16 protein-coding genes are annotated in these 12,163 nt (G+C 70.5%); 15 read left to right on the top strand and 1 reads right to left on the bottom strand.

The features are described 5' to 3' along the window. Window positions 1–27: 27 nt before the first annotated feature. Window positions 28–303, bottom strand: coding sequence for a transposase (locus GA0115234_RS02785; protein ID WP_237541030.1), 276 nt, complete (start codon window positions 301–303; stop codon window positions 28–30). Window positions 304–363: 60 nt separating this feature from the next. Between GA0115234_RS02785 and GA0115234_RS02780 the strand changes: the two genes are divergently transcribed. The 15 genes from GA0115234_RS02780 to GA0115234_RS02710 all read left to right on the top strand — a co-directional run bounded on the left by GA0115234_RS02780 (window position 364) and on the right by GA0115234_RS02710 (window position 12,130). Continuing rightward, window positions 364–582: a hypothetical protein gene (locus GA0115234_RS02780; RefSeq protein WP_093539204.1), complete on the top strand. Its 219-nt coding sequence runs from the start codon at window positions 364–366 to the stop codon at window positions 580–582. A 244-nt stretch (window positions 583–826) separates the two neighbouring features. After that, a complete protein-coding gene (locus tag GA0115234_RS02775) occupies window positions 827–1,918 on the top strand; it encodes an AAA family ATPase (protein ID WP_176729057.1) in 1,092 nt (363 codons plus the stop codon). Continuing rightward, window positions 1,915–3,714, top strand: coding sequence for a hypothetical protein (locus tag GA0115234_RS02770; RefSeq protein WP_093539202.1), 1,800 nt, complete (start codon window positions 1,915–1,917; stop codon window positions 3,712–3,714). Before GA0115234_RS02775 ends, GA0115234_RS02770 begins: the two co-directional genes overlap by 4 nt. A 210-nt stretch (window positions 3,715–3,924) precedes the next feature. After that, window positions 3,925–4,422 (top strand): hypothetical protein, encoded by a 498-nt coding sequence (locus GA0115234_RS02765; protein ID WP_093539201.1) that lies wholly within the window; start codon window positions 3,925–3,927, stop codon window positions 4,420–4,422. 100 nt (window positions 4,423–4,522) lie between these two features. Then, window positions 4,523–4,948, top strand: coding sequence for a hypothetical protein (locus GA0115234_RS02760; RefSeq protein ID WP_093539200.1), 426 nt, complete (start codon window positions 4,523–4,525; stop codon window positions 4,946–4,948). 76 nt (window positions 4,949–5,024) lie between these two features. Continuing rightward, the gene (locus GA0115234_RS02755; protein WP_093539199.1) at window positions 5,025–5,879 is read left to right on the top strand and encodes a relaxase/mobilization nuclease; all 855 of its coding nucleotides are present in this window, start codon (window positions 5,025–5,027) and stop codon (window positions 5,877–5,879) included. Window positions 5,880–5,897: 18 nt separating this feature from the next. Next, window positions 5,898–6,593: a hypothetical protein gene (locus GA0115234_RS42165; RefSeq protein ID WP_161275550.1), complete on the top strand. Its 696-nt coding sequence runs from the start codon at window positions 5,898–5,900 to the stop codon at window positions 6,591–6,593. Window positions 6,594–6,620: 27 nt separating this feature from the next. Next, window positions 6,621–7,373, top strand: coding sequence for a hypothetical protein (locus GA0115234_RS02745; RefSeq protein WP_093539198.1), 753 nt, complete (start codon window positions 6,621–6,623; stop codon window positions 7,371–7,373). Next, window positions 7,370–8,029 (top strand): hypothetical protein, encoded by a 660-nt coding sequence (locus GA0115234_RS02740; protein WP_093539197.1) that lies wholly within the window; start codon window positions 7,370–7,372, stop codon window positions 8,027–8,029. The genes GA0115234_RS02745 and GA0115234_RS02740 overlap by 4 nt, the downstream gene beginning before the upstream one ends. Before the next feature lie 263 nt (window positions 8,030–8,292). Continuing rightward, window positions 8,293–8,667: a hypothetical protein gene (locus GA0115234_RS02735; protein ID WP_093539196.1), complete on the top strand. Its 375-nt coding sequence runs from the start codon at window positions 8,293–8,295 to the stop codon at window positions 8,665–8,667. Then, a complete protein-coding gene (locus GA0115234_RS02730) occupies window positions 8,664–9,458 on the top strand; it encodes a DUF317 domain-containing protein (protein WP_093539195.1) in 795 nt (264 codons plus the stop codon). The genes GA0115234_RS02735 and GA0115234_RS02730 overlap by 4 nt, the downstream gene beginning before the upstream one ends. A 92-nt stretch (window positions 9,459–9,550) precedes the next feature. Next, the gene (locus tag GA0115234_RS02725; RefSeq protein WP_237541029.1) at window positions 9,551–9,886 is read left to right on the top strand and encodes a hypothetical protein; all 336 of its coding nucleotides are present in this window, start codon (window positions 9,551–9,553) and stop codon (window positions 9,884–9,886) included. Beyond that, window positions 9,883–10,701: a DUF317 domain-containing protein gene (locus tag GA0115234_RS02720; RefSeq protein WP_256088569.1), complete on the top strand. Its 819-nt coding sequence runs from the start codon at window positions 9,883–9,885 to the stop codon at window positions 10,699–10,701. The genes GA0115234_RS02725 and GA0115234_RS02720 overlap by 4 nt, the downstream gene beginning before the upstream one ends. A gap of 62 nt (window positions 10,702–10,763) precedes the next feature. After that, on the top strand, window positions 10,764–11,357 hold the full coding sequence (locus GA0115234_RS43140; RefSeq protein WP_237541028.1) for a hypothetical protein: 594 nt from the start codon (window positions 10,764–10,766) through the stop codon (window positions 11,355–11,357). Window positions 11,358–11,359: 2 nt separating this feature from the next. Then, window positions 11,360–12,130, top strand: coding sequence for a DUF317 domain-containing protein (locus GA0115234_RS02710; protein ID WP_093539268.1), 771 nt, complete (start codon window positions 11,360–11,362; stop codon window positions 12,128–12,130). Window positions 12,131–12,163 lie beyond the last annotated feature (33 nt).

The following is a 12,163-nucleotide window of genomic DNA, read 5'->3' as shown; positions in this document are numbered from 1 at the left end:
CCGTACGCGATGCCGCGCGCGACAGGGTCAGAGCCATTCGTTGAGAGCTGCGATCAGCACGGTCGCTTCATATCGGACGGCGAGCTTGTCGTATCGCGTGGCGACGGCGCGATGCCTCTTAAGGCGGTTGATGCCGCACTCGACCGCATGGCGTTCACGGTAGTCGGCCCGGTCAAAACGAGGCGGCCGGCCGCCGCGGGAGCCGAGCTTTCGGCGGTTGCGCGCCTGGTCGGCCTTGTCCAGCCACGCACCGTTGATGTGCTGGAAGCTCCGGGCCCGCCTCGCCTTCGCCCAACACCCCACCGCTTTCCCGCCACCACCGATAGGAGATCCGCCTTGCCCGAAGCACCAGCAGAGCCGTTCATGACGATCCGGCACACCATCACCGGCGAGATCACCACCACCGGCTACAACGCCGCTGCCCGGCGGATCCTGCTCCAGGACGGCTTCGAAGAGACGCCGGGCTGCGCCTGCCGAGCGACGGAACCCGGTACGGAGCGGACCGGGCCTGCTCGGCAGCCAGCGAGCTGCTCGTCGCCGGCCATCCCGTGCACCTGGACCGAGCCCTCGGTCGGCCGGTGAGCGCCGACGGTACCCGGTTGGCCCAGTCGCCGATGTCGGCACAGTCCGTGATCCGCTCCGAGAGCGGCCAGCCTCACAAACGCATCGCCAACCCCGCCCGCAACGCCCACCTGTTGAAGAGGCTTTCGTTTTGACCACACCCAGAACGCCTAGCGGTTCAGCGCGCACCAAGGGCGGCGAACTGCGGGCCAAAGTCGCCCGACTGCTCGCGCACCGACCGGCGGACACGCTCACCATCGGGGAGATGGCCAGGCAGCTGGGCCACTCCCACGGCGCTGTCCGCAACGCGACCCTCACCCTGGTGCGACGCGGCGAGGCCGACCAGAGCGGAACCGGACAGCCGGAGTTCCGCGCGAACGCGAAAACCGCCGCAGCCGCGAAAACCGTTGTGATCAGCCCACCGGGCACCCACGCTCCCCGCGCCCAGGCGGCCACGGCCCGCACGACCATTCCCGCAACAGCCACGCCCAGGCAGACCGGCCCGATCCCCCGCGCGGGGGGCCAGCTCTACCACCCCCGGGAGTTGGCCGATCTGCCCGACGTCGAGGCGTTGAACCGCCTGCGCGACGCCGACGTGCCGGTGCTGCTCTACGGCCCTCCGGGCACCGGCAAGACGTCGTTGGTGGAGGCGGCGTTCCCGGACCTGCTCACCGTCGCCGGCGACGGCGACACCACGGTCGGCGACCTGGTCGGCGAGTACACGCAGGCCGACAGCGGAGGTTACGTCTTCCAGTACGGGCCGCTGGTCACCGCGATGACCGAGGGCCGCGCCCTGCTGATCGACGATGCCACCTTGATCTCACCGATGGTCCTGGCGGCGCTGTATCCCGCGATGGACGGGCGCAGGCAGATCCAGGTCAAGGCCCACAAGGGCGAGACGATCAAGGCCGAGAAAGGCTTCTACGTGGTGGCGGGCCACAATCCCGGCGTCCACGGGGCAGTGTTGACGGAGGCACTGTCGTCCCGGTTCAGCGTGCAAATCCAGATCGGCACGGACTATGACCTCGCCAAGGCACTGAGGATCGATGCCCGGGTCGTCCGGGTCGCCCGACACCTCGCCCACCAAGTCGAACTCGGCGAGCTGGGCTGGGCCCCCCAACTGCGAGAGCTGCTCAGCTACCAGAAGACCGAGGCCGTCCTCGGCACCAAAGCCGCGCTCGCGAACCTCGTCGGCATCGCCCCCCTGGAGGATCGCGACGCCGTCGCCGCCGCCATCATCAAGGCTGCCGGCGTCAAGGAGGTCCGCCCCCTCACCCTCGGCAAGCAGCTTTCCGCCTCGGCCGTCCGGCAGCCCCCGGGCAGCACCGGCTCCGCGCGCCGGGGCCGCTCGCGATGAGCGCCCACCACCACGTCCAGTCCCCCGCCACCACGCCGGACGACGACGCCGACCTCGCGCGATGGGACGACGACGGCGCCCCGCCCGCGCAACCCCGTTCCTCCCCGGACGCGTGGCTGCGCGTGGGAGCCGAACTCGGCGATCGGCTGGTCGCCCTCTCCGGCCGCCAAGACCTCCTCGTCACCTGCCGCCCCGGCACGCGCAGCGGCGCACCGGCCGCGTTCTTCCCCACTCTGGGCGAGGTCGAGTTCGACGCCGGCCTGTTCGCCCCGCTCCAGCCCCACGAGATCCATCCGCGTATCGTGGGCGACGAGGAGCGGTATCCCGCCGCCTGGGGAGTGTTCGTCCACGAGGCCGCGCACGCGGCCCACTCCATCTGGACGGAGCCAGCCGGAGCGAACCCCCGTGCCGTCGAGGCCGCGCTCCTGCTGGAGGAGAGCCGTGTCGAAGGCGCACACCTGATCACGCGGCCCACGGATCGCACGTACCTGCGCACCAGTGCCCGAACCCTGGTCATGCCCGACATCGCCCACCCCACCCTCCAGGGCATCGAGCACGCCGCCGCCGTGGCGGCCCTGGTCCTCGGCCGCCGTGACGTCGGCATCCTGGACGCCGGCGAGACCCGGGCCGTCGCCGATCTGTGCGAAAAGGTGCTGGGCGCGGACCTGCTGGCCACACTCACCCGCATCTGGACCGCAGCCCACCAGTGCGCCGACCACGACGCCACGACCATGCTCGCGCACGCTCAAAAATGGTGCGACGCTCTGGACTCCGCGGCCCCCGCCCTGCCCGTGCAGGAGAACCTCACCGATCTGCTGTCCGGCGCCGTGGGAGTCGTCATGGACAGCATGGCAGCCACCGACGCCGCCGACCTCGCGGCACAGGCCGCAGCGACCAACGCCATGGCCGCGCAGTCCAAGGCGCAGGCTCAGGACCGAGCCGAGCGGGCCGGCCAGCGACGCAAAGCCGCCGCCACCGCCAAGTCGGTCTTCAACGCCCGTGGCGCCACCGTCACCCCCGACGGCACACCGGCGCCCTACGGCAACCCGGTCACCGGCACCCGCAGGCCCACCGCCGCCGAGCAGAGTGCCGCCGCGCGCCTGAGCCGCGCCCTGCGTGCCGCCGCCTACCGCGAGCGGACCGAGGAGCGGACCACCAGCCCCACCCCGCCCGGCCGCCTCAACATGCGCGCGGCCCTCGCCCGCGACGCTCAACGCGCGTCCGGGTCGGTGCCCACGGCGGAACCGTTCACCCACACCCGCCGCCGGAACTCCCCCACCCCACCGCTGCGCGTAGGTATCGCCGTCGACGTCTCCGGCTCCATGCGTGCCGCCTGCGCGCCCGTCGCGTCCGCTGCCTGGATCGTGGCACGCGCAGCAGCCCTGACCGACCCCGACTCCCGCACCGCCACCATCGCCTACGACACGCATCTGACCGCACTGAACCGACCCACCCACCGGGCACCGGAGCGCGTGACAACGTTCGGTGCCAACGGCAGTAGTCACAACCTCGCCAACGCCCTGGACGCGCTCGACCACGGCCTCGAACTCAGCCGCCCCGGCACCGGCCGCCTACTCGTGATCGTCACCGACGCCATCTACACCCCCGACGAAACCGCTCAAGCCGTCACCCGCGTCAAGCAGCTCACGACCGCTGGCTGCGCCGTACTCCAGCTCACCCTCACCGCGGAGTCCCACCACTTGCCGGGGACCACCTTGCTGCACCTTCCCAAGCCCTCCAGCGCTCCCGTCGCCATAGCCACGGCGGCCACAGACGCCATCCGCAGGACACGCTGAGACGACGCAGAAGGCGGAAGCGTCCCCGAGACCACCGCCAAGCACTCCAGACCACCTCCGTCCGCCGCATGAATCGTGCAGCCGGTGCCGCCTTCACTCTCACCGTCCTGCTCCTCGCCCGCCCCGACCAGGGCGCCGACTGCCGCGGCCGACACCGCCGCCGCGTCTGAGCAGGCATTCCAACCCTCTTATTCCGTACGGAGATTCACCATGGCTGTCCGCACGAAATGGACCGTCGAGCACCTTTGCGGTGACTCGATCGTCCATGATCTGTCCGACCGTCCCGCCGACCGCCGCGCCAGCTTCGCTCGATGGCTCGCGGGCAGGGACTGCACCGAATGCTGGAAGGCGTCGCGTGACTCCGACACGGAGTCCAAGGAGAAGTGGCTCGCCGCCAAGCGCGCCGAGGAGCAGCAGGCCGCTGCCGAGTGGGCCGAGAAGTTCGACATGCCACCGCTGGAGGGACCGGAGCGGACTCTGGCCTGGGGCGAGCGGTCCCGCCACCAGCTGATGACGGCTGCGCACACCGCGCTGGTGGTCGAGGGGTCCTGGGACGAGGCGGACTGGGCGAAGCTGGAGGAGAAGGCCCGCTCCGTCGCCCGCGCCGGCTGGTGGATCGATCAGCGTGAGGCCGAGGGCACTGACCTGCTCGAACTCCTCGATGCCGCAGGCGAGGGCGACCGCGGGACGGAGAATCCGTTCCGCTGACGGAAGCGGAACATAGCGGCGGATCGCCGGTTAGCCAAACCGGCGATCACCCGGACTATTGATCCTCCCGCCGCTACCCGCTCCGTGTGGAAGGACCCGCATGATTCCGCAGCCCTGGACACCTCCGCCGACTCCGGCACACGACCCGCTCACCCCCTCACGGGACATCACCCATCAGCACTTCCAGGCCGGTGACCAGATCATCGTCCTCAAAGGGGTTGCCGGCGGGGAGCTGTGGGGGGACGCGATGCGCATCGTCGCCCCGTCCTGGCACACCCCGACCGACGAGGACGGATGGCGGCTGCGCGATGCCACCGGAGGCGCGCAGACGTACGTCACCGCCCACCCCCGCTACCTCGTGCACCTCTCGCGCCGCTGCCCGGACTGCCTGATCTATCTGCGTGCCATGGAGGACCGCCTGCTGCCGAAGTATGCCGGGCACGACTCGCTGGTCGACTGCGGGTGGTACACCGTTACCGCCCTCAACCAGCTGGTGCACATCGCCGATGTCCGGAGCGGCCGGTGACCCTCCCCGTGCTCCGCCCCGTCCGTGTGCTGCCCCTCCTCAAGACGAGGGTCACCGCCTCCGGAAGCACTCAGACGTGATCCCCCGCCTCCACATTCGCGCCCACACCCCGCAGGGCCCCCTCGCCGAGGCACTGGGCCGCCCGGTGTCAGCGGCCGAAGGACTCACCGACCACACAATCGTCGCCCACTGGCCGGGCCTCGACTACTACACGTTGGACGACGAGCAGAAGATCTGGACGTCCGTCCAGTGGGCTGAGCACCTCGAAGACCCGTACATGGAGCACCCGTTCGCCGCCAGCCCGGAGGACGACCGGCACGCGATCTTCCACCTCGACGTCCGGCTCCACCCCGACGACCGTGAGCTGACCGGCCCCGAATGGGCCGAAGCCGCTCACCGGCTCGCCCGCGCCGCCGGCATCGAAGTCCCGGGCGACGAAAGAGGCTGCCGGTGGATCGCCGTCCAGGCCCAGCCCGGACGCCTCGACCTGATCGCCAACCTGATACGCCTCGACGGCTCCTGGCACACGCAGCCGGCCGATGTCCCGCGGCGTCTGTCGGACGAGGCCCGCCGCATCGAGCAGGACCTGCGCCTCATTCCAGCACAAACCACTCATCAGTCGCAGACCGGTGTCCGTCCCGTACCTACTGCCTCGGCACAGCTGGCGACCATCCTGTCGCAGCTCGCCGACGAGCAGGCCGGGCCACTGGCCTGGGTGCGCGACCTCGTCGAGCACACCGCTCACCAGATCGCACGGCAGCCGGGTGCCGCCGATGACGCCACGATGCTTCGCCTGGGGCTGATCGTCCGTCGGCTCCATTCCGTCCAGCAAGACCTCGACACCACGGCAGCCCAGCTGAGAGCTGCGGTCTCTCCCCCTGCAGCCGCTGCGCCACCCGCTGCCCAGCCCTCCGCCCACCGATCACCGTAGGAGAGGAGAAACGCCTCTTTGTCCGTTGCCGACCGCTTCCTGGACATCCGCCACGACCCGCACTCCGATGAACTTCTCGCACGCGGAGGAGACCCCGAAGCCCACAGCGTCCTCCAGCGCACCGGATTCGTCCCGGTCGTCCGCGTCCACGAGACCTACCACCGCGCCCCCACCGGCCTCGCCCGACCCGAGGAATCCCGCCTCGCCACCGAAGCAGTCGCCCGCCTTCGGTCCGCCGGATACCACGTCGACTGCGACGAGGACTTCGACACCGACTCGCGGTGGCCCAGTTACCCGCCGCTGGGCGCCTCCGTCACCCACCTCGCCGAGCAGATCCGTGAAGCCACCACGACCGACGAGGCAGCCGACACCCTCACCGAGCTGACCGCCGCCCACGACGGCATCCTCGCCGGCCTCGGCGAAATCCTCACCGCCACGGCCGAGTTCCACGAGGGCCTCGGCGAAGCCGCTGACCCGCACATCGCCCGGCGGCTGCGCTACCTCGCCGACGAGCACCTGCAGACCATCCGCGCCGACCTCGTCCACACCCGCAACGACCTAGCCGACCGGCACACCCCGCACCCTGGCCGCAGCACCTGCACCGAAGAGGTCCCCGCCACCGAACGCGAACGCTCCGCCGTGTGCGCCTGCCCGCCCCCGCCGCGCACGACGCCTGCCCCGCCTCCCCCGGTGGCCGCCGGGCTGCGCCGCTGACCCCCACCTCGCCCAAGGACAGACACCATGCACGACCACGAAATCACCGAGCGCCTCGCCTCGTACGCCGACATCCTCGCGAGCGAACTCCCCGGAGTCTGGAGCACCGCCCACCTCCCGCCGGACGCCAAGGACGCCCTCGCTGAACTGACCGACCGGGTCTGGGACCTGGACCTCGTCGCCGAGTCCCTCGCCGAGCACCCGCTCCAGCACGCGGCCGTCCTCTCCCGGCCGGACGGTGCCCAGCTCATCGTCATGGACCGGCACGACGACCCGGACGGATTCCTCATAGCCGCCGTCGCCCCCCGCAACCTGCCCGACGAGGCTTACCGGGGGATACGCGAGCCGAACGGCATCGCTCTGAGTGACGACCCGTTCCAGGCCGTCGAGCAGATCGGCAATCTGTTGCTCCGCTACGAAACCTCCCTCGCCCAGGTCCGCTACAAGGCCATCGAGAATGTGCAGCCCTCCCAGGCTGACCAAGTCGTCCTCACCTGGCAGCCGGACGGAAGTCTCGCCACCTTTGCTGTCGGCGCGGATGCCGCCGCCGTCCTGGTGGCCAACGGCTTCGTCCTTGACGGTGCCGGCGCCTATCGCCTGAGCGGCGACGACACCACCGTTCAGGCCCGTGCCGTGCGCGAGATAGGCCCGCAGCTCGAAACGCACGGCATCGCCACCGTCATCCAGCACCCGTCGGGCCGGATCCCGCCCAAGTCCACCGCGCCGACGGCACTTCCGACCCCGGCCGTCACCCGGTCCACGCTCCCACGGGCCCGATGAAAGCCAGCACCGAACCGCGCTTCTTCGTCCAGGACTACATCACCATCACCAAGGTCCCCCGCACCGAGCTGGTCGTCGCCATTGGCGGCAACGGGCGGGCGGCAGACATCCTCCAGCGAGCCGGCGGCTTCCTCAACGCACCCGGCGCCGGTCGGGACTACCACCGTCTGCCCCACGGACTTGCCGTCGAGCAGCAGCGCCTGAAGGCGACCGCTGCCTCGCATGCCCTTCTCGCCGCCGGCCACAGCGTGCACCTCGATCCCGAGCTGAACGCGCTAGCCACGCCCGACGGTGAACGTGATGCGGCTCTGCGGTATCTGGCCCAGCTCTCCGAACGGGCCTCCCGTGCCGAGAGCGCCACAGAGGTCGCCGAGATACTGACCGCGGTCGCCGGTCCGGCCGAGGGCCTGTTGCCACTCACTCGCGAGGTTGTCGTCAGGACTGTCATCGCCTGTTCCCAGCATCTGAACAGCGGGGGCGAAGACGCCGAGCCGGTCTCCCAGCTCGCGAACACGGCGGACTCGCTGTTGCGCGCCGCCCACCAAGTCCTCCTCGCCCGCAATCAAGCCGCGCGCGCCCCTCAGAAGCCGACCCCGGCAACAACGCCACCGCCCGCAGTCGGTCAACTTCCCGCACCCACGACTCGCCACCGCTGACCTGAAGGCCCCCGGCCGCCGATCTGTTCCAGCAGATCCGTCAGGTGGCCCCGGCACACACCGCACGACCCACAGGAGACACCCGTAGTACCCCGCACGCCCCCACCGATCTCTCACCTCATCAAGCCCCGCCTCGCAACCGCGGTGTTCCGCCGCTACCTACGCGCCTGCATCCCGTCCGGTCCCACCATCGGCGACCCTCCCGAGGCCGACCAGCCTCACCTTCCCTGGCCCCGCACCCGCCCCGTCCATCCGGGAGGACCATGCCCCACCCGTACCCCTACGCCGACTACCTAACGGACAACATCACCCGTCAGCTCACACAACTGAGCGCCCACCTCTTCCAGCTGCCCGCAGATCAGGTTCCCCAAATCCTCGCTCGTGTCCTCGACCCGCACGACGGCGTCCTCGGCCGGTTCACCTGCCTTTTGGACACAGGAGCCGTCTTGGCGAAGGACAGCGCAGAACGCGGCGCACTGCCCCCCGAGGTATGTCTCGCCCTGAGCCGGGCCGCCAACGAACTGCAGGACATCGGCCTTGACCTGGACGAGCACACCAGCTCCCTCACCACCCTCGACACACCGTCAGCGGCGAAGCCAGCCGTCGCGTCGCCCCTCGTTGTAAGGCGGCACCGGTGAAGAAGAAGGCCGGCTGGGGCTCGTTCGAGCAGCCCCAGCAGCACTACCTGGTCGAACCGCGGCACCTGGCCGGCGGAGGAGACCTGCGGCACGTCACTGAGTACCTGCGCGCCTCCGGGTGGAAGGACAAGTCCAAGACCGGCGGGCCGATCGTCTTCGACAGCCCGGACAAGAGCATCCGGATCGGATACGACCCCTTCACCCAGCCCGGCGGCTGGACGATCTCCGGCAAACAGGCCGCCTCGCAGGAAGCGTGGCACGCCATGCTCGGGAAGCAGGTACCGGTGGAGATCGTGGCCGGAGTCACCGACGCACTGCACCAGCCGCGGTCCGCTCACGCCCCCAATGCCTGGGCGCCCCTGGTACAGCAGGGATGGACCACCAATCGACAGCAGCACTTCACCGCAGTCAGCCCTGACCGCAACGCGTGGGTCCAGTACCACCAGTCCGGGCCGGGCGAGGCGTACTGGTGGGCCGGGGCCCGCACCGAGCACGGCCGCGCCTGGGATGCCGTCTTCTCCCCCACGACCCCGATGCACCTCGTCCAGGGATTCTCGGCCGCTCTGGCCGACCCGAACCCGGTGATGCGCCCGCTCGGACTCGTGCCCGCCTCCAGCCGGATCCGCACCAGGTCCGTCTCCGTGCTCCCCTCCCAGCTCGGCGCCTGGCAGCAGACCCGGATAACTGCGGCCCGTGCCGCCACGTGGGCCCGCAACTCCTGGGCAGCCGGTCAGCCCCGTGCCACCGCCCGCCCGCACGCAGCAGCCGGCAGGACCCGGGCCCGGCGCTGACCCGCCCCACCCTCACCACCTCGTTCTCGTTCGCGCACCGTATCGCCCTCTCCGCCAAGGACTTCATGCCCCACCACACCCCTGATGCCCCTATGCCCGATCAGGTCCGCCAGGCCACCCGAACCCTGGCCGACCTCGCCGCCTACCTGCGCACCAACCCCTCGGCTGACAAGGTCGTGCCGCTGCTCGTCCCGCTCCTCGACGAGGACAGCGGAGCTCCCATCCTGCTCGGCGACATCCTGCGCAGCACCGCCCGCATCTTTTCCCAGCAGGCAGCCAGGCCCATGGCCGACGAGACCCGGCAGTTCATCGACAGCCTGCGCGAGGCCGCCCAGGAGATCACGGACTGGCATGTCCTGCACTGGGACGTCCAGCGTCTGATCGCCATGCCGGGCGAGTTCGCAATCCCGGCGCCCGAAGACCAGTGATCCCCTACCTCCTCACCCGTGCAGACGACCCCCGCGCCCGGATCTGGTTCGAGACCCGCCCCCGGCACCTCGCCGGGGGCGGCGATCCCCGCCGTATTACCCAGACCCTGCGCGCCGCAGGCTGGCAGAACCGTTCCGATCCGGACTATCCCCACGTCGCGCTGGCCAGTCCCGACTACCAGCACTCGTTGCTCCTGGAACCCGGGACCGCTTCATACAGCGCCTGGTGGCGCATCCGCGGGCAGGACGAACAAAGCAGCTGGTATGCCGAGTTCGGCGGCAGTACCCCCGTCGAGATCCTCTCCGCGCTCACCGACGCCCTGCTCCTGCCCGCGCCCGAGACCACGCCGGACGTCTGGCCGGCCCTCACCTCGGCGGGCTGGACCTACCAGCACTACGAGAACGGCAACGAGACCGCCTCGCACCCGGACGGCATCCTGAGCCTGCGCCGCTGGACCGTCGAACCGTCCGAGCGGTTCTACTGGACCGCCGAAGCCGCCCTTCCCAACGGAGGCGGCGGCGAGAGCCGGCTGTGGAGCGCCTCTCTCGACGACCGCATGCCCGCGCATCTGCTCGCCGCCTTCGCCAGAGCCCTGGCCAGCGACGAGCCCGTCCAGCGCGGCATGTACGAGGTCCCGCACAACCACCTCGTCACGCAGGAGGCACGCGGGCCGCAGGGCGAGGAGCTCGCCGCTGCCCATGCAGCCCGCCTCAAGGCCGTCCGCGTCGCCGCCCGTAAGGCCCGGCGCATGACATCGCCGCAGGCCCAACCAGCAGTCGCACCGTCCACGCGCAACAGCGCGGTCCACCGCTGACACGAACCGGCAGCGCCCGCACCGCCATAACAGCCACCTTCTGCCTGACCGAAAGCCACCCTTTGCCCTCTTCACCGTCAACCGCACCCACCGAAGACCACCAGTTCCGGCTCGGCCACCTCGCCGCGTTCCTTCGCGAGAGCAAGTTGATCCAGGACACCTGGAGTGTGTACTCCGACGAACAGACCGACATCGACGGCGTACCGTACGACGAACACGACTACGCGCTGCACCAGGACCGCCGGCACGCCGAGACCTGGCGCGCCTTCGAACAGGTCCGCTACAGCGGCGAGACACTGCTGGCCACAGCCGAACACCAGCTGCAGCAGCTCCCCTCCCACAAGATCCAGGCCCGGTGGGTGTGGGAGCTCGGCACACTCCACACTGCCCTGGAGCAACTTCGGACCCTGCAGTCCGAGTGGGTGGAGTTCCGGGACTCCCTGCCAGCATCCGCAGGCCCGGGCACAGAGCAGTACGACGACCCGCTCGCCGATCGCAATGCGGACGCCTGGTCCTCGTTGGACGACTGGACCACTCACGGCCAGAGCATCCTCGACATCCACGTCGCAGCGCGGCAGGCCCCGTCCCTGCTCACGACCAGCGCACCCGTACGGGTCCCTGCACCGGCTACCCGGACCGGAACGGTCCGAAGGTGAACATGCCCCAGACACCCGAGACCGTCGAGGTCGAGTTCATCTCACCACGGCACCTGGCCGGCGGCGGTGATCCCGCCTGGATCACCGTTCCGCTCCACCGCGCCTGCGGCTGGAGTCACGGCAACGACCCCCTGATGCCGCGCGTCGTCCTCTCCAGTCCCGACCAGAAGGCCCTCCTGCGCCTGGAGCCTGACCCCGACGGCCAGTGGTGGACCCTCCACCACTCCCGCACACAGGGCCGCCCTGCCTGGTACGCGAGCTTCGGAGCCCGCACACCGGTCGAGATCATCGCCGCTTTTACCGACGCGCTCGCTGCCCCGGCCGCGACCGCGTCGGCCGACCCGTACGAACCTCTGCGGCAAGCAGCCTGGTCACCGGCCACAGGGGCGGACGGCCTCGCCTCGCCCGACGGAACCGCGTACGTCCAGCGCTTGGGAGCGGATGAACCAGGCCCCTGGTTCATCACCACCACGCTCGGCCATGACCGGCCGGTGTGGCAGGCCCGATTCGGCGAGCACACCCCGCCGTACCTGATCGCCACGTTCACCGCCGCGCTCGTCGATCCGAGCCCCGTGGCGCGCACGGGCAGCCCGCGCAGCCTCCCGTCCCGCGACCCGGGCCTCGTCACCCGTTCCCACCGGGAGGTACCGGCCGTGCAGGTCGCCTCTGCCCTGGAAGAACGCGTTCAGGCCCTCGCTGCCCGCCGCGCTGGGCCGACAGCGAGCCCGAGCGCCCTGCGCCCGCCACCGCCTCGCAACGGCCGCAGCCGCTGACCCCTTCGTCCCCGCCTGGAAGTACGTAGCCCC

Source organism: Streptomyces sp. DvalAA-43, assembly GCF_900091725.1.
GTDB lineage: Bacteria > Actinomycetota > Actinomycetes > Streptomycetales > Streptomycetaceae > Streptomyces > Streptomyces pulveraceus.
The sequence above is the reverse complement of the archived record's forward strand: the minus strand, read 5'-3'. Positions and strand labels throughout refer to the sequence as shown.